Annotated in this window: 5 protein-coding genes and 2 pseudogenes; 3 read left to right on the top strand and 4 right to left on the bottom strand. The window is 50.8% G+C overall.

Going from position 1 to position 19,723, the window contains the following annotated elements; genetic code table 11:
• Positions 1–75: 75 nt before the first annotated feature.
• From PXH59_RS20210 to PXH59_RS06730, 4 genes and pseudogenes are all read right to left on the bottom strand, one after another.
• Positions 76–12,888, bottom strand: a pseudogene (locus PXH59_RS20210) (amino acid adenylation domain-containing protein); the annotation flags it as partial.
• A 565-nt stretch (positions 12,889–13,453) separates the two neighbouring features.
• On the bottom strand, positions 13,454–13,669 hold the full coding sequence (cspG, locus tag PXH59_RS06740; RefSeq protein WP_047767238.1) for a cold shock protein CspG: 216 nt from the start codon (positions 13,667–13,669) through the stop codon (positions 13,454–13,456).
• Between the two features lie 287 nt (positions 13,670–13,956).
• Positions 13,957–14,352 carry a structural protein gene (locus PXH59_RS06735; RefSeq protein ID WP_047767237.1) on the bottom strand — a complete coding sequence of 132 codons (396 nt, stop codon included), beginning with the start codon at positions 14,350–14,352 and terminating at the stop codon, positions 13,957–13,959.
• The gene (locus PXH59_RS06730; RefSeq protein ID WP_047767235.1) at positions 14,333–14,665 is read right to left on the bottom strand and encodes a phage holin, lambda family; all 333 of its coding nucleotides are present in this window, start codon (positions 14,663–14,665) and stop codon (positions 14,333–14,335) included. The genes PXH59_RS06735 and PXH59_RS06730 overlap by 20 nt, the downstream gene beginning before the upstream one ends.
• 414 nt (positions 14,666–15,079) lie before the next feature.
• Here PXH59_RS06730 and adiA point away from each other — a divergent pair, with 414 nt between their 5' ends.
• From adiA to PXH59_RS06715, 3 genes and pseudogenes are all read left to right on the top strand, one after another.
• On the top strand, positions 15,080–17,353 hold the full coding sequence (gene adiA, locus PXH59_RS06725) for an arginine decarboxylase (protein WP_285810914.1): 2,274 nt from the start codon (positions 15,080–15,082) through the stop codon (positions 17,351–17,353).
• A gap of 17 nt (positions 17,354–17,370) precedes the next feature.
• A pseudogene (gene adiC, locus PXH59_RS06720) lies at positions 17,371–18,715 on the top strand (arginine/agmatine antiporter).
• Positions 18,716–19,267: 552 nt separating this feature from the next.
• Complete coding sequence (locus tag PXH59_RS06715) at positions 19,268–19,696, top strand: universal stress protein (RefSeq protein WP_285810913.1); 429 nt, start codon at positions 19,268–19,270, stop codon at positions 19,694–19,696.
• The last annotated feature ends 27 nt before the right edge of the window (positions 19,697–19,723 follow it).

Raw genomic sequence — 19,723 nt, 5'->3', positions numbered from 1 at the left:
CATATCGGGCGTAATATTGGGGCAATCTTCGGGAATACGGTTGGGGGGCACGACAAAAGTGCTGCCCTCACGCCGTATTGCCCGGGCCATATCAATGAGAACCGGCGCGACAAACACGCTGCGCACCTCGAGCTGCCAGCCCAGATTGCGCAGCTCTTCGATCAGACTGACAATCATCAGCGAATGACCGCCAAGCTCAAAGAAGTGGTCATGGCGGCTGACCTGTTTTAACTTCAGGAGTTTTTGCCAGATTTGAGCCAGGGCGATTTCTGTCTCACCGATGGGGGCTTCATAGCTGCGCGTGACTACTGCGGATAAATCAGGCGCAGGCAGAGCCTGACGGTTGAGTTTACCGTTAGGGGTGAGCGGGAAAGTCTCTAAAGTGACAAAGGCGCTGGGCAGCATATAGTCAGCGAGGTGTTGGGCGAGTTGCTGGCGCAGTTCAGCCGGCACCAGCTCAACGCCCTCCCGTGGCCGCAGATAGGCGACCAACCGTTTCTGTCCCGGCTCATCTTCGCGTGCCAGTACCACAGCCTCACGCACCCCGTCACATTGGCTGAGTCGGGCTTCGATTTCTCCCAGCTCGATGCGGAATCCCCGCAACTTGACCTGAAAATCATTGCGGCCGAGGTATTCAATCGACCCATCGGGTAGCCAGCGTCCCAAGTCACCGGTCTTGTACAGGCGGGCCGCCGTGTCTGGGAAGAACGGATCGGTCAGGAAGCGATCGGCCGTCAGTTCAGGCCGGTTCAGGTAGCCGCGCGCGACTCCGTCACCGGCGATATAGATTTCCCCCGCCACACCGAGTGGTGCCGGTTGGCCGTGGGTATCGAGGATATAAATCCGCAGATCCGCCAAGGGCTGACCAATCAGACTGCCCCGCCCTGAGTGGATATCGGCTTCGGTGAGTTCACGGTAGGTAGCATGAACGGTGATTTCGGTGATGCCGTACATATTGACCAGACGGGTTTGCGCCGTCGGGTTGCGCTCTACCCACGGCGCGAGGGTATGTAACTCCAGGGCTTCGCCGCCAAAAATGATGCACCGCAGGGAATGCGCAGTCGCATCCTGAGCGGCAATCAGAGGACGGAAAGCACTGGGAGTCTGGTTTAGGATCGTGACGTGTTCACGGCACAGGAGTGAATAGAACCGGTGCGGTGAACGGGCATTTTCTGCTGAGATAATGACCAGTCGGCCACCGTAAGCCAGCGCCCCCCACAATTCCCAGACGGAGAAATCGAAAGCAAACGAGTGGAAGAGCGTCCAGACATCCTGATCATCAAACTGGAAACGGGCTTGCGTGGCGGCTAACAGGCGGGTGACATTGGCGTGTTCGACCATCACCCCTTTCGGCTGACCGGTCGAACCTGACGTGTAAATCACGTAGGCCAGATGACGGGATGTCAGGCCCCGCGCGTGTACATCGGGATTATCCGTCGGCCGGGCTGCCAGGCTCGGTTCCGGGCTATCCAGCAAGACCGCAGGTAAGGGGCTGTTCAGTTTGTCACATAATGGGGTTTGGGTCAGTAAAGCCACCGGATCGGCATCTTCCAGCATATAGGCCAGCCGTTCGGCAGGGTAGGCCGGATCAAGCGGTACATAGGCGGCTCCTGCCTTGAGGATAGCCAGTAAGCCCACCACCATCTCTGGACAGCGTTCAACACAAATGGCAATCCGATCATCGGGTTGGACGCCCAGCGCAATCAGATGATGAGCCAACTGGTTAGCGCGGTGGTTTAATTCACCATAACTCAGTGTCTGGTCTTCATAGACGACTGCAATGCTCGCGGGATGCCGGGCGGCCTGTGCCTCAAACAGTTGGTGGATCAACGCCTCTTGCGGGAAATCCACTTGAGTGGCATTAAAATCCACCAGCAGCTGTTGCCGCTCCGATACCGTCAGCATGGGCAGGGCGGTAATCAGTTGGGTTTCATCGGCTACCATTGCAGTCAGCACATTCGTTAAATAACCGACCATGCGCTCAATGGTTGTGGCGTCGAATAAATCCACGGTATAAGCCAGTTCACCGACCAAACCGTCTTCGGTTTCGGTCAGGGAGAAGGTTAAATCAAAGTGCGCACTATGGTGTTCCTGCTCAACGAGTGAGAGTTGCAGATCAGGTAACGCGGCCGTTTGGAGTGATAAGTGCTGTGGCGTGTTGTTTAAGGCCAGCATCACCTGGAAGATTGGGCTGTAACCCAGACTGCGTTCAGGCTGGAGGAGTTCCACCACCTGTTCAAAGGGCAGATCCTGATGGGCGTAGGCCGCGAAAGCGTGTTCCCGCACTTGGGCGAGCAAGTCGGCGACACGGGTGGTGTCATCCAGCGTGATACGTAAAGCCAGCGTATTGACGAAGAATCCGATTAATCCTTCCAGTTCATGATGCGGGCGGTTAGCTACCGGTGTACCGATAACCATATCCTCCTGCCCGCTGAGCCGGGCGAGGACGATGCTCCAGGCACTGAGTATCGTCATAAATAAGGTAGCGTGATGGCGCTGTCCCAGTTCTTTAAGCGAAGCCAGTAAGGCTGCATCAATGTGGACTGGGATCTGGCTGCCCGCATAAGTTTGTACTGCGGGACGGGGCCGGTCGGTGGGTAATGTCAGTAGGGCCGGTGCGCCGGCCAGCCGGTTGCGCCAGAAATCACGTTGTTCAGCAATAACGGCGTCTTGTAACCATGTTCGCTGCCAGACGGTATAGTCGGCATATTGAATGGGTAATGGCGGTAAAGGCGTCTCTTGCCCGTCAAGGGTGGCGCGGTAAAGGGTACTGAGTTCATGCAGCAGTACACCGATGGACCAGCCATCCGAGATAATATGATGTTGGGTAAGCAGCAGGAGATGCTCATCATCGGTCAGTTGCAGCAGGTGACCCCGCAGCAACGGACCTTGGGCCAGGTCAAATGGCGTCTGCTCGTCAAGTGCTGTGACTTCGGTAATACGGTTGTTACGGGCGTCTGGCGTTAATGCCCGCAGATCCTGGTAAGACAGGGCAAAGCCGATATCGGCCGGATCGATATATTGACAAGGCTGGCCGGAAATCAGCACAAAACGGGTACGCAAGCTTTCATGGCGGGCGACCAGATGGTCAAGCGCGCGGGTCAGGGCCGGGCGATGAAGCTGACCGGTCAGGCGCAACGCCATCGGGATATGATAGGCCAGGCTGGCCGCCGGATCGAGCTGAGCGAGGAACCATAAACGCTGTTGAGCAAAGGACAGGGGCAACGGCTGGTTGCGGTCAGCCACGGGGATGTCTACCAGAGAGGTGGTTGTCGTATCCGTCAGCGCGTGGGCCAGATCGCTCAAAAGTGGCTGGTCAAAAAGTTGCTGTAATGGCAACTCGCGGGCCAGTTGTTGACGAATGCGGGCCGCCAACTGGACAGCCAGCAGGGAATGGCCCCCGAGTTCGAAGAAGTTATCATGACGACCCACCTGTTCTAAGCCGAGCAGGTCTTGCCAAATCTCGGCCAGCGTGATTTCGATTTCGCCTACGGGAGCGGCATATTTCTGAGCCACCACGGCCGATACATCTGGCGCAGGCAAAGCCCGACGATCCAGCTTGCCGTTAGGCGTGAGCGGGAAGGCGTCCAGCGTGACAAAGGCGCTGGGCAGCATATAGTCAGCGAGATGCTGAACAAGTTGGCGGCGCAGTTCTGCCGGCACCAGTTCAATCCCTTCCTGTGGCAGCAGGTAAGCGACCAGCCGTTTTTCGCCGGGTTCGTCTTCGCGGGCCAGCACCACCGCCTCACGTACGCCGTCACATTGGCTGAGCCGGGCTTCGATTTCCCCCAGTTCGATCCGGAAACCGCGCAACTTGACCTGAAAGTCATTGCGCCCGAGGTAGTCGATATTGCCATCGGGCAGCCAGCGGCCGAGGTCGCCGGTTTTATACATCCGCGCATCGGGTTTCGAAGAGAACGGATCGGGCAGGAAGCGTTCAGCGGTGAGTTCAGGCCGATTCAGGTAGCCACGGGCCACACCGTCACCGGCGATATGGATTTCACCGGCAACGCCGCAAGGAACGGGCTGCCCCTGTGCGTCCAGAATATAAATCCGGGTATTAGCGATTGGGTGGCCGATAGGGATTTTGCCGTCAACTTCCTGACCTGCCATAGCCGGGATTTCATAGGCGGTGGCAAACGTGGTGGTCTCCGTTGGCCCATACACATGCAGTAAATGTTTGGGAGGGGATTCGGTGCTGAGGCGAATGGCCGGACGAGTATCCGCCTGCTCGCCGCCAAAAAGAACATACCGTAAACCGGATAAGGAGGATCCAATCAGGTTTGCATACTGGTTAAACAGGGCCGTGGTCAGGAAGAGGGCACTGACCCCTTCCGATGACAGGCACTGACCAAAAAGGGTGGGGTGTAACAGAGTCTTTTCCGGGATGAGCAGAATGCGCGCACCATGAACCAGACCAGCCCACACTTCCCAGGTGGCGGCATCAAATGAGACATTGGCGCAATGGGCAATACAATCGTCAGGTCCCATATCGGCAAAGCCATTATTGATGATCAGGCTAACGACATTACGATGTTCAACCATCACCCCTTTGGGCTGGCCGGTCGAGCCAGAGGTATAGATGACATACGCCAGATGATGTGAGGTCAGCCCCAGGGCTTGGGCGTCAGGGTTATTTTCCGCGTGATTGTCGAAAACAGGGGCATCAAGTAGCACGACAGGCAGGTGGGTGCCGGTCTTGTCAATGAGTGACGTCTGGGTCAGTAATACTACCGGTGCCGCATCGTCCAGCATATAAGCCAGCCGTTCGGGTGGATAAGCCGGGTCGAGTGGTACATAAGCAGCACCCGTCTTGAGGATACCCAATAATCCCACCACCATCTCCGGGCTGCGTTCAACACAAATGGCGACCCGGTCATCGGGTTGTACGCCCAGTGCCAGCAGATGGTGCGCCAGTTGATTGGCGCGGCGGTTTAATTCACCATAGCTCAGTGTCTGGTCTTCATAGACGACAGCAATGTTAGCGGGATGCTGGGCAACCTGTGCTTCAAACAGTTGGTGGATCAACGCCTCTTGCGGGAAATCGGCCTGAGTAGCATTGAAATCCACCAGCAGTTGTTGCCGCTCTGCCGCCGGTAAGACGGGAATAGCCCGGATTGTTTGTTGCGGATTGTGAATCAGGGCATCGATCAAACCGCTGATGGCCGTCGTCAGATAGGTATTGATGCGTTCGGGCGCAATGTCGGTGACAGTCAGGGCCGTCAGCTGGAAATCGTCCCCAAAGTCATCCACAGACAGGGTAATGGGATAATTGGTCTGTTCCTCAGCCGCCACCAGGCGCATTTCTGTCCATATGGTATCAATGGACTTATCCTTTTCAGCCTGACTATGGCGATAATTGAGCAGGGTACTGAACAGCGGTAGCGGTGGGGTCACGCGACTGCCCCGTTGTGCCAGTGCCAATGGGGCTTGCTCATGCTCCAGCAAGGTACTTAAATTGTGATAGGTCTCCTGCACGATTTCCTGTACCGTGCGCCCATCCAGAGAAAGACGCAGGGGGAGCGTATTGATAAACATCCCCAATATGCGATCAGCCCCTGCCCCACCTTGCAAACGGCCCAGTAGCACAGAGCCAAACACCACATCATCGCGGCCGCTGGTTCGGGCCAGTACCTGTGCCCAGGCCACATGGAACAAGACACTCGGGCTGACACCGAAACGGCGCGCCTGAGTGCGGATTGCCTGTGCCAACGTGGGGTCAAGCAGAAGGCTATTTTCGTGGATAGCACTATTATCGGCGGGGACGCTGAGTATCCCAAAGGGGGCGGTGGGTTCATCAATATCCGCCAGTCGGCTACGGAAATAGGCTTCATGCTCTGCCACGGGCACACTTAATGTCTGGGCAATAAAATTGCGGTAGGGCAGCATGGGGGGCAATGTTTTGGCATTGCCCTGTCGTATCTGGGCAATCTCGGCGAAAATCAGATCTGAGGTCATATGGTCATTGACCAGATGATGGAAGCGCAGCACCAGCAACCACTCATTTTGGGCGGGATCATGGGCGATATCAGCCGCAAAGAGGGGCGCCCGGTTCAAATTAATACGATGCTGACCCGGATCAGTGTGAGCCAGTAACTGCGCCGGAATATCGTCCGTCTGGGCAGGGGTGAATTCACAGACAGTCAGCGATGCCTGACGCCAGACCACCTGCACCGGTTGCGCCAGTCCTTGCCAATAAACCGCTGTACGCAGGATGTCATGACGATCAATAACTTGCTGTAATGCTGCCAGAAAGGCATCAAGATGTTCGCGGGTGTCACAGGCAAATACGATCCGTGATAAATAGGCATCACCTTGTGTCTGTAACAGATGATGGAACAGGATGCCTTCCTGCAACGGGGCCAGTGGATAGATATCCTGTACATTACTTACCCCGCCGGAAACGGTATCAATGATGGCATCAATTTCGGATTGGGACAGCGAAACCAGTGGCAGCATATCGGCGGTAATGGCCGCACAGTTCTCAGGAATAAGGTTGGGAGGCACTATAAAGGTATGGGTATCACGCTGGATAGCCTGGGCCATATCGGTCAGAATGGGGGCGGCGAATACACTGCGGGCATGGAGTTGCCAGCCCAGATTGCGCAACTCTTCGATCAGGCTGATAATCATCAGCGAATGGCCACCGAGTTCGAAGAAATGGTCATGGCGACTGACTTGTCTCAGGTTCAATAATTTTTGCCAAGTCTGCGCCAGCGCGGTTTCTGTCTCACCGATGGGGGCTTCATAGTTGCGGGCCACGACCGCCGATAAGTCGGGGGTCGGCAGGGCCTGACGGTCGAGTTTGCCGTTTGGCGTGAGAGGGAGGGCGTCCAGCGTGACAAAGGCACTGGGCAACATATAATCAGCGAGGTGCTGGGCCAGTTGCTGGCGCAGTGCAGCGGGCACCAGTTCAACCCCTTCCTGTGGCAGCAGGTAAGCGGCCAGCCGTTTCTGCCCGGGTTCATCTTCGCGGGCAATGACCACCGCCTCACGTACGCCGTCACATTGGCTGAGGCGGGCTTCGATTTCCCCCAGTTCAATGCGGAAGCCACGCAATTTGACCTGAAAGTCATTGCGGCCAAGATAGTCGATATTGCCATCGGGCCGCCAGCGACCGAGGTCGCCGGTTTTGTACATCCGCGCATCGGGTTCTGACGAGAACGGATCAGGCAGGAAACGCTCGGCGGTCAGTTCAGGCCGATTCAGGTAACCGCGAGCCACACCCGCCCCGGCAATATAAATTTCCCCCGTTACACCGCGAGGAACGAGCTGACCCTGTGCATCCAGAATATAAATCCGGGTATTGGCGATCGGGCGGCCGATCGGGGGCGGATTATCGGCTGAACTATCTTCTGCGGAGGAAGTACAGGAATAGCGTGTGGCCCAGACCGTGATCTCCGTCGGCCCATAGGCATTGATCATCTGCCGGCCTTGTGCCCAGCGTCTGACCAGGGACGGTGGACACGCTTCGCCCGCCACCAGCAAGATTTGCAGGGTATCGGGCAGGGAATTCATGGCGGCCAACGCGGTGGGTGACAAGATAAGGTGGCTGATGGCCTGATCGGCTAAGTAGCCGGACAGTATGGCACCGGGCAACAGGCTGGCTCGTTGGGCGAGATAGAGACGCCCCCCCGTCATTAAGGCCATGCAATATTCCAGAATACTGGCATCGAAACTGTTGGAGGCGAATTGTAAGACACGACTGTCGGCGGTGAGTGCCAGGACATGTTGCTGGGTGGCTATCAAGTTGCACAGGCCATGATGTTCGATCATTACCCCTTTGGGTTGACCGGTCGAACCGGAAGTATAAATGACATAGGCCAGATGGCGGTGCGTCAATCCCAGGGCTTGAGGCGCTGGGTTATCAGCAGGCTGTGTCGCCAGAGACGGTTCGTGGTTATCCAGCAAGACCGTTGGCAAGGTGTCAAACTGAGCGAGCCACTCTGACCGGGCCAGTGCAGTTTGGGTCAGTAAAGCCACCGGAACGGCATCTTCCAGCATATAGGCCAGTCGTTCGGCCGGATAGGACGGATCAAGCGGGACATAAGCCCCGCCGGCTTTAAGGACAGCCAGTAAGCCGACCACCATCTCCAGACTGCGTTCGGCACAGAGGGCGACCCGATCATCCGGACGTACCCCCAGCGCAATCAGGTAATGGGCCAGCTGGTTAGCGCGGTGGTTTAATTCACCATAGCTCAGTGTCTGGTCTTCATAGACGACAGCAAGGCTATCGGGATGCTGAGCGGCCTGCGCCTCAAACAGTTGGTGGATCAACATGTCTTGCGGGAAATCGGCCTGAGTGGTATTGAAATCCACCAGCAGTTGTTGCTGTTCTGAGACGGGTAGCATCGGCAAAGTGGCAATCCGCTGGGTTTCATCTGCTACCATGGCGGTCAGCACATTATTGAAATAACCGGCTATCCGCTCAACGGTGGTGGTGTCGAATAAATCGGTGGCATATTCCAGTTCACCGACCAGACCGGTCTCGGTTTCGCTCAGTGACAAGGTCAAATCAAAATGCGCACTGGTGTGCATTTGCTCAATGGGCGTGGATTGGACATCAGGAAATGCCAGTGTCTGGGCGGGGGTATTATCTAAAGCCAGCATCACCTGAAAGATTGGGCTGTAACTGAGATTGCGTTCGGGCTGGAGTGCTTCTACCACCTGTTCAAAGGGTAAATCTTGATGGGCATAAGCGGCCAGTGCCCGCTCCCGAACCTGGGCTAACAAATCGGCCACACTGAGATCATCATTGAAGGTAATACGTAAAGCCAGTGTGTTAACAAAGAAACCGACTAATTCTTCCAGTTCATGATGTGGACGGTTAGCGACAGGGGTGCCGATAACAATATCATCCTGCCCGCTAAGTCGAGCCAGTACCAGACTCCAGGCACTGAGCACCGTCATAAACAAGGTGGTGTGATGGCACAATCCCAGGTTTTTCAGTGAGTCCAATAAATCGGCATCAATGTGCACAGGGACGCGGCTGCCAACAAAGGATTGTACAGCCGGGCGCGGTCGGTCAGTCGGGAGCGTCAGTAAGGCCGGTGCTCCGGTAAGCTGGGTGCACCAGAAATCACGTTGTGCTGTGAGCGCCGCCTTTTCCTCTTGCAGCCAGTGGCGCTGCCAGACGGCATAGTCGGCATACTGAATCGGCAGAGGCGGTAAAGGCGCGTCTTGACCATCAAGGATGGCGCGGTAAAAAACACTGAGTTCATGCATCAGCACACCGACGGACCAGCCATCAGTAATAATATGATGCTGAGTGAGCAGCAAGACATGCTCTTCGTCTGTCAGTTGCAGTAAGTGAGCACGCAGTAGCGGACCCTGGGTAAAGTCAAAAGGCGTCTGCGCGTCAAGTGCCGTGACTTCGGTAATACGGTTGTTACGGGCGTCTGGCGTTAATGCACGCAGATCCTGGTAGGGCAGGGCAAAACGGATATCAGCCGAATCGATGTGCTGGCAAGGCTGGCCGGAAACCAGTACAAAGCGGGTACGCAAACTTTCATGACGGGCGACCAGATGGTCGAATGCACGGTTCAGGGCAGGGCGGTTGAGCTGTCCTGTCAGGCGCAATGCCACAGGAATATGATAAGCCAGGCTGGCCGCCGGGTCGAGTTGCCCCAGGAACCACAGTCTTTGTTGAGCAAAGGACAGGGGTAACGACTGGCTGCGGTCAGCGACAGGGATCACTATCTGAGCCATTGTGGAAGCACTGGTGAGCGTTTGGGCCAAATGCATCAAAACCGGTTGCTCAAAGAGTTGCTGTAATGGCAATTCCCGCGCTAATCGCTGGCGGACTCTTGCTACCAGTTGGGTAGCAAGCAGGGAATGCCCCCCGAGTTCGAAGAAATGATCGTGACGACCCACTTGTTCCAAACCTAACAACGCTTGCCAAATTTGGGCCAGGGTGATTTCTATTTCGCCCACGGGGGCGGCATAATCTCTCACTACCACGGCCGATAAATCGGGGGCAGGCAAGGCTTTGCTGTCTAGCTTGCCATTGGGGGTCAACGGGAAGGACTCCAGCGTGACAAACGCACTGGGCAACATATATTCAGCGAGGTGTCGGGCCAGTTGCTGGCGCAGTGCAGCGGGCACCAGTTCAATCCCTTCCTGTGGCAGCAGGTAAGCGACCAGTCGTTTCTGCCCGGGTTCATCTTCGCGGGCCAGCACCACCGCTTCGCGCACGCCGTGACATTGGCTGAGTCTGGCTTCGATTTCCCCCAGTTCAATGCGGAAGCCACGCAATTTGACCTGAAAGTCATTGCGCCCGAGGTAGTCGATATTGCCATCGGGCCGCCAGCGGCCGAGGTCGCCGGTCTTGTACATCCGCGCATTGGGGGTGGAAGAGAACGGGTCAGCGAGGAAACGTTCGGCGGTCAGCTCAGGGCGATTCAGGTAACCGCGGGCCACGCCGACACCCGCAATATAAATTTCTCCCGCCACACCGCGAGGAACAAGCTGGCCGTGTGCATCCAGAATATAAATCCGGGTATTGGCGATCGGGCGGCCAATCGGGGGCGGATTATCCTCTGCGAAGGAAGTACAGGGATAGAGTGTGGCACAGACCGTGGTTTCTGTTGGTCCATAGGCATTGATCATCTGCCGGCCTGGTGACCAGCGTTTGACTAAGGTTGATGGACAGGACTCTCCCCCCACCAACAGGGTTTGCACGGTATCGGGCAGGGAATCCATCGCGGCTAACGCAGTCGGTGACAAGAGAACATGGCTGATGGCCTGATCGGCTAAGTAGCCGGACAGTGCGGCGCCGGGCAATAAATGGGTTCGTTTGGCCAGATAGAGACGAGCGCCTGCCATTAAAGCCATGCTACATTCCCAGATACTGGCATCGAAGCTGTTGGAGGCGAACTGTAAGACGCGACTGTCGGCAGTGAGTGTCAGAGCATGTTGCTGGGTGGTTACCAGGTTGCACAGGCTATGATGTTCGACCATTACCCCTTTCGGTTGACCGGTCGAACCGGAAGTATAAATGACATAGGCCAGATGGCGGGATGTCAACCCTAAGGCTTGAGGCGCTGGGTTATCAGCAGGTTGTGTTGCCAGAGACGGTTCGTGGTTATCCAGCAAGACCGTTGGCAAAGCGTTAAACTGAGCGAGCCACTCTGACCGGGCCAGTGCAGTTTGGGTCAGTAAAGCCACCGGGGCGGCATCTTCCAGCATATAGACCCGTCGTTCGGCGGGGTAAGTGGGATCAAGCGGCACATAAGCCCCGCCAGCTTTGAGGATAGCCAGAAAGCCGACTATCATCTCCAGACTGCGTTCGACGCAGATAGCGACCCGATCATCCGGCCGCACGCCCAGCTCAATCAGGTAATGGGCCAGTTGGTTGGCGCGGCGGTTAAGCTCGTCATAGCTCAGGGACTGCCCGGCAAACACGACGGCTGTTGCATTGGGTGTTTTTGCCGTTTGTGCTTCGAACAATTGATGGATCAGGGTCTCTTGTGGGAAGTCCATCTGTGTGGCATTGAAATCCACCCGTAATTGTTGCTGCTCTGTGAGTGGTAATAGGGGTAAGCATCGGATCGGGGTTTCAGGAGACGTCAGGGCAGCGTCTATCAACACCATGAGGCGGGACTGGAGTGCTGTCGCTTCAGCACGACTCAGGTAATTGGGCGAAAAATTAAACTCAAGAGTGACCGGTTTCTGTGCATCCTCACTGTCAGCAAAAGCATATTGATGGACAGCGATAACAAGAGGAAACGATGCACCACGTTGTATTTTGGCGTATTTGAGTGTGGCGTCGGGGATATCGGCGTTCACTTCTGTTCGCTCAAATGACAGCATGATATCGAATAACCGGGTGCGTCCGGTCTGCTGCTGGATTTGTGTGAGCCGATTGATTTCTGCGAGGGGAAGACGCTGATGTTTGTAGCAACGCCGCAATTCTGTTGCAGTTTTGCCCATCACATCAAGAAAAGTATCATGGGGCGAAACGGTGATACCAACCGGAATCACCGATGAAAACATCCCCACCGTGCGTTTTTGTTTGCTGTTTTTACGGTTATCTACGGGAATCCCAATAACAATATCTTCATCTTCGGTACGGTTTGTCAGCGAGTAAGCAGTACGTGAAAAATAGCAAGCCAGCGCGGCATACATAAAATGCAGGACAGACAATCCATGTGCAGCGACAGTCTCTTCGATTCGCTGGAAGAGCGTTTTATCCAGTGGCCAAATTAAAGGTTCGGTATGTTCGTTATCTGTTATTTTTCCTGAATTTGATGGCTGAATTAAAGCAGGTGGTAAGTTTTTATAGCGCTCTGACCAGAATTGCTGGTCTTGTCGATAGCGCTGTGAGTTTAAATAGGCATGATCTTCATTAATCAAGTCTAGATAAGAGGGGGCCGCTTTTGTCGATTTCTTTCCTTTGCTTAACCGAGTATATGTATTGGCTATCTCTTCGGAAATAAGTTTTAAAGTCGTCGTATCGCCAATAAGATGATGACAGCAAAACTGGCAGTACCAACGGTTATCACTTACTCGTAACAGTGCAAAACGCCATAATTCATTGTACAAATCAAACGGACGTATGAAGGCAGTACGGATATAGTGTTCTGCTTGTTCTTCAGCGTCAGCATAACCTGAGAAATCGTGGATTGTTACGGATACAGGCAAGGCATTGGTGAGCGCTTGCTGTGGTAATTCCTGAGTTTTAACGAGTCGTAAACGCAATGCATCATGACGATGAACAACGGTCTCAACAGCGCGAACTAACAGCGCATCATCCAACTTTCCCTCAACAAGGATCACGGAACCTAAGTTATAGCAGGTGCTATAAGGACGGAGGATCTGGTCGAGCCAGACGACTTGCTGGGGAGAGCTGAGTGGGAATTTAATATTATTGTTACTATTGCGTGGCATAGGCATCGCTTAACTCCTGCTCGTGATAATAATTAGTCATGCTAATAAATTAAATTTGAGTTATGTAACAGTGCTGCACGCTAGAATATGATTGGCTAACTAACGCTTTCATAAACGGATGCTTTGTTTTTTTGATTTTTGTTATAAGAGAATAAGTTTGTGTGTTTTTTGATTATTTGTATAAAAAATACTGATATAGGTATCGTTTGGGGAATTTTTGAATAGGATCAGAAAGATAGAGATAGAGATAGAGAATGTTTGAAAATGCTGATGGTGTGCCTGTGGGGCTATCATATACGAGTTCTTAAGAATTCAGATCTTTAAAATTCCTATATAATGTTTTGTTCTTATATAATCTTTTGGGCGGTATTATTGAAGGCATCTGGTATAAATATCCCCTCACCAAGAAAGGGATTAACCAGCGCGGGAACGCGGGAGGGATGTTTCAGAAACCGGTCTGGTTTTATCCAGACCGGCAACTAAAAATATTCTGACCTCCGTCACTCTGTCCACTCAGGCCTGAGGCCGTCTTCGTTATCGCAGAGGAAAGGATTCAGGGAATATCTTACGCTGTAGGCACAACGTTTGCGGCTGCCGGGCCTTTGGCGCCTTTCTCGATGGAGAACTCGACCTTCTGGCCTTCGAACAGAGTACGGTAGTCGTTACTCTGAATTGCAGAGAAGTGTACGAACACGTCTTTGCTTCCATCAGAAGGGGAGATAAAACCAAAACCTTTATCCGCATTAAACCATTTTACTAAACCAGTCATTTTATTAGACATATGATATTTCCTTTAATTGAGCCTTTTTAGGCGAATATGGCTTGTTTTACAGAAACTACTTAGCGCTTAACGTAGAGACTCAACAAGAAGGGATATCTGGGATAACGCCTGAGGATGAGAACTGCTTTAATAAACTGCTTTGTATGAGGTCTGTCTTTCAAACCGACGCCGATATTAACGCATGACCTGAGATATTAAGCAAGTAATATTTTAGCGGATTTGTATAATTGCGGGTAAGAAGGAGACGATATGGTTGAAAATCACCGCCGGCTGGCGGTGATTAGAACTTATAACAATTCAAATGCTCGCTTAATCACCGCATCGGAATAAGGCTGTTGGCCGTTTTCCATTTGAATGATCGCTTTAACCAGTCGGCTCATTGTGGTGACATTTTCTACATCCACTACGGCACTGCTAGCTATGCCAACTGATTTAGATACATAAGCGATATAACTCTCGGTATTATTTTCATTCGGTGGTGCCCAGCGGGAAATAAACTGGCGAATCGTATTGTCCCCGTATCTGCGTTCGTAGTTGCGCAGAATTTTTAGCATCGCTCGTATGCCATATTCCGGCGCCACAAATTGACAAAATGATTTGTCTGTCTGGATATCACGCAAACCTTGCCATTTGTCTCTATGACGGATATTGCCGGGATTGTGGTTACGAATTCCTCTTGTCATTGTTATCTCCTAAACGTTTATTGATGGCACGAATGGAAAACTCTCGGATTTTCTCTACGCCAATAAAACCAACGGCCCCGCCGAGGGCAGGTGAAATGCTGTTTGGAATACCAAATAGTTCCAGTCCACTGGAAAATCCCCACGACAGCGCTCCACACAGTAGCGGCTCGACCCAGCGATTTTTCCGCTCCACACCGTCATAAATAAGCCGGCCGTAACAGATCATAACGGCCAAAATAGAACCAGAAATTTGCGGCCAAGCGTTTCTTAGACCGTTTAATAAATCGGCCCATAAATCAGGATGTTCTTTCATTATTGTTCCCATAATTTGGTGATGGGCATCATCATCATCATCATCATCAACACTGACTGAATGAATGACGTCCCGTACCTTTTCATAGTAACGCGGGTAAAGAAAATCCACATGGATACGCTATTGTGCTCTGGCTCTTACTAAACCCATAAACGCCAAATTTTAGAGATAGACAAAAAGCAAATGAATTGCACAAATTCAAATAGACACTATATTAATCAATGTGATTTTTAATCATAAAATTATATTTTAACAAATAGTTAATTTAAATAATTGTATTGTTGATAATCTTTTCTGTAGCTCATTTTAGCATCACTAAATTTCCTTGATTGTATCAACTATTCGATGGTCATCGCCAAGTAACGCTGAATTTATCCTGTCAGTTTAAGTAGAGATAGAGTAAGGAATAATGTCATGAAAGTATTGATAGCAAAAAATGAAGTGGGTACACGATATCATAGCCACTATGTTGAAAATGCCGTGCATAGGTTGGCAGATAAATTAACCGAGAAAGAGGTTGATGTTGTTATTGCTGAGTCTTTTGATGATAGCTATACAATAATTTCTGCCAATGAGCCGTTTGATTGTTTAATGATAAGTTGTGCACTCATGGATGATGATTTATATCTTCAAGTACAGAGAATATTAAATAAATTATTTGAACGACAGGAAAATGTTCCGGTCTTTTTGTTAAGTGATCGGGAAAAAACGGTATTTTTGCTAAATCATGAATTATTGGAGCAGTTAACTGAATTTGCCTGGATATTAGAAGATTCAGCGGCTTTTATCGCGGGTCGTGCTATTGCTGCTATGCAGCGTTATCGTCAACAATTATTTCCTCCTTTAATGTCAGCGTTGATGAAATACAGCCGAACCTATGAATACTCCTGGGCGGCACCTGGGCATCAGGGGGGAGTCGGATTTAATAAAACACCGGTTGGCCGCTTTTATCATGACTATTATGGGGAAAATCTTTTCCGTACCGATATGGGAATTGAACGAGCCTCATTGGGTTCGCTATTAGATCATTCCGGTGCATTTGGTGAAAGTGAAAAAAACGCCGCCAGAGTGTTTGGCGCAGACCATTCTTATTCTGTCGTGGTGGGAACATCAGGCTCTAACCGCACGATTATGCAGGCGTGCATGACCGAAGATGACGTGGTGATCATTGACCGAAATTGCCATAAATCCATTGAGCAAGGGCTGATACTGACAGGCGCCAAACCGGTTTATATGCTGCCGAGTCGTAACCGCTATGGCATCATCGGGCCTATCTATCCACAAGAAATGCAGGTAAAAACATTACAGAAAAAACTGAAACAAAATCCCCTGATTCAGGGCATAACGAGCCAGAAACCCGTTTATAGCGTAGTGACAAACTGTACCTATGATGGTGTCTGTTATAACGCCAAGCAGGTACAGGCGTTATTGGATAAAAGCGTCGATAGAATACATTTTGATGAGGCATGGTATGGCTATGCGCGGTTTAACCCAATCTATCACGATCATTTTGCCATGCGTGGAGATCCCAAAAACCACTCCGGGCCGACAGTCTTTGCTACCCATTCATCTCACAAGTTGTTGAACGCACTATCTCAAGCCTCTTTTATCCACGTACGGGACGGACGCAACCCGGTGGATTTTTCAAGGTTTAATCAAGCCTACATGATGCATGCAACAACGTCTCCGCTGTATGCGATTTGCGCTTCAAACGATATTGCAGTTTCGATGATGGATGGCAACAGCGGCTACTCATTAACTCAGGAAGTCATTGAGGAAGCCATTGATTTTCGTCAGGCATTAGCACGCTTGCATCGTGATTTCAATAAGAAGGGGGGTTGGTTCTTTAAACCCTGGAATCAGGAAAAAGTAACCGATCCTGCAACCGGTAAGAAAATGGCTTTTGAAGATGCGCCAAAGGAATTACTGGCGAAGGAACAAAGTTGCTGGCTAATGAATCCGGGAGACAGTTGGCACGGTTTTGAAGATTTGCCGGCTAACTGGAGTATGCTTGATCCGATTAAAGTCAGCATATTGGCTCCGGGCATGGGAGATAATGGTAAGTTGAAAAAACAGGGCGTGCCGGCAGCATTAGTCACTGCCTGGTTAAGCCAGCACGGTATCGTACCGACCCGCACGACAGACTTCCAAATTATGTTCCTGTTTTCAATGGGGATCACCAAAGGAAAATGGGGAACATTGCTTAACACCCTGTTGTCTTTCAAACATCATTATGATGCTAATACGCCTTTGAATAAGGTGTTGCCAGATTGGGTAGAGCAGCACCCAGAAGTGTATGAGCAATTAGGACTGAAAGAGTTAGGCGATAAAATGTTCGATTATTTGCGGCAGAATAATCCGGGAGAAAAACTGAATCGGGCATATGCCGGTTTACCCAAAATGGAAATGATCCCGCGAGCCGCTTATCAGGCCATTGTGACCAATAATGTGGAAATGGTGGCCCTGGACGATTTACCTCATCGCATTGCGGCAAACTCTATCATCCCCTATCCGCCCGGTATTCCCATGCTGCTTTCAGGCGAAAACTTTGGTGATAAAACCAGTCCCCAAATTGGATATTTGCATGCGTTACAAAAGTGGGATCATGAATTTCCTGGTTTTGAGCATGAAACGGAAGGCACAGAGATTATCAACGGCATTTATCACGTGATGTGTATAAAAAAGTGAAAACGGGAAGATAAATTATGGCTATTGTTTCAGAGGCAAATGTTTCAGAGGCAAAAAAAGTCGGATTGATCCCCGTTACTCTGATGGTTGCGGGTAACATCATGGGATCGGGCGTTTTTTTGCTGCCTGCCAGCCTGGCATCAACCGGTGGTATTGCGATCCTTGGCTGGTTGGTGACTATCATTGGTGCTGTGGGGTTATCAATCGTCTATGCGAAAATCTCCTCACTGGATGACAGTCCGGGGGGGATCTTATGCTTATGCACGGCGGGCTTTTGGCCCTTTTTTAGGCTATCAGACGAATATTTTATATTGGCTGGCGTGTTGGATCGGTAATATCGCTATGGTTGTAATTGGCGTGGGTTACCTGAGTTATTTTTTCCCTGTCCTGAAAGATCCCATTATTTTAACCCTCTCTTGTACAGTCATACTGTGGATATTTGTCATTTTGAACATTATCGGGCCGCATGTTATTACCCGAGTGCAAGCGGTAGCGACAACCTTAGCATTGATTCCGATTGTAGCAACCGCCGTATTGGGTTGGTTCTGGTTCAACGGCAAGACCTATATGGATGCGTGGAACGTCAGTGGCTTGAATACTTTTGGCGCGATTCAGAGTATTTTAAACGTCACATTATGGTCTTTTATTGGCGTTGAAAGTGCTTCTGTTGCGGCTGGTGTGGTCAAAAATCCTAAGCGTAATGTGCCGATCGCGACGATTGGTGGTGTGCTGATTGCTGCCGTCAGTTATGTTCTGTCCAGCAGCGTGATTATGGGCATGATCCCTAACGCGGCGTTGAAAATCTCCTCTTCACCTTTTGGCGATGCTGCCCGATTGGCGTTGGGCGATACCGCAGGAGCCGTAGTTGCCTTTTGTGCAGCGGCCGGCTGTTTGGGATCATTGGGTGGCTGGACATTGCTCGCAGGGCAAACTGCCAAAGCTGCCGCAGATGATGGGCTGTTTCCTTCAATCTTTGCCAAAGTGAACAAAGCCGGAACGCCAGTTGCGGGTTTGTTGATATTGGGTGTTTTAATGACGCTTTTCCAACTCAGTAGTATTTCGCCAAATGCCGCGAAAGAATTTGGCTTGGTTTCTTCCGTCTCCGTGATTTTTACCTTGATACCTTACCTGTATACCTGTGCAGCTTTGCTGTTAATTGGTCATGGTCATCTTGGGCAGGAGAAAACGCGATATATCATCATTACGTTTATTGCCTTTATTTATTGCATCTGGGCAGTTTTGGGAACCGGAGCACAAGAAGTGGTATGGACACTTGTTGTTATGATGGTCATAACAGCAATGTATACCTTTAACTACAACACGAAACACCCTGTCCCTTTTCCGTTAGATAAAAAAGAGTAACTTCGATTTTGGGGTGTCACTATTTTGGTGCTGTTATTTCAGCACCTTTTTTTGATCAAAAAAATATTCGCAATTTGTGATCGTGCCCTGATATTGACGCTTCTGGCGGCCCAGGCAAACGGACAGAAGGTAGAACTTATGGATGATGATATTGGATTTCGATGTAACAAATGGGGTTCTGGTTCATATAAAGACCCGCAATTCGATTCAGTACAAGCCTGGTTTCCATAATCGTGGATCATTTTTCTGGTTTTTCTGGAAATTGATAAAATTTTAAGGGAGGAACATTTAATGAGAACCTCAAAACTTCGTTATGAGATAAAGGTAGTATATTCAAAGGGTTGATTGAACTTAAACATCATATCTTCTTTCGATGAAAGTACGATAAACAACACGTTGAACACCTGAAATTATCGGACTAATTCCTATCCATGAATCTGAATAGGCGCTAACATGGTTTAGGTGTTAGATAACTCACAGTAAGTTATCCCCATTTCAATAAACTAAAAGAAATCAGGATAACTTGGTATTTCGAAAAGTAGGAGCGTGCATATGTACAAAACTATTTTAGTACCAGTCGATATTTCAGAAGAAGATCTCACCAACAAGGCAGTTGACTGTGCACTTAAAATCGCCAGGGAAACCGGGGCTGAACTACATTTTTTACATGTATTACCCATTTCATCGGCGATTATTAATGCTTATGCACTAGGCTATATGGAAATTAAGGACAAGGCGACTATCAAGGCAGAGCGGGACTTGAAAAAGCTGGTTGATTCCATTGAATTACCCAATCGTCAAATCTCCTATTCGATTGCATTTGGTTCACCAAGAGACGAAATTACTGCGACAGCGGATGAAATTGGCGCTGATTTGATTGTTATCGGTTCAAGACGACCTAATATTACGACGCATCTGTTGGGTTCCAACTCAGCCGGAGTTGTCAGATATGCAAAAATATCTGTATTAGTAGTGCGATAAGTACTGGTGATGATAATGTTAATTTGT

The organism is Xenorhabdus bakwenae, assembly GCF_030272115.1.
Taxonomy (GTDB): domain Bacteria; phylum Pseudomonadota; class Gammaproteobacteria; order Enterobacterales; family Enterobacteriaceae; genus Xenorhabdus; species Xenorhabdus bakwenae.
This window is presented reverse-complemented; position numbering and strand designations above follow the sequence as displayed.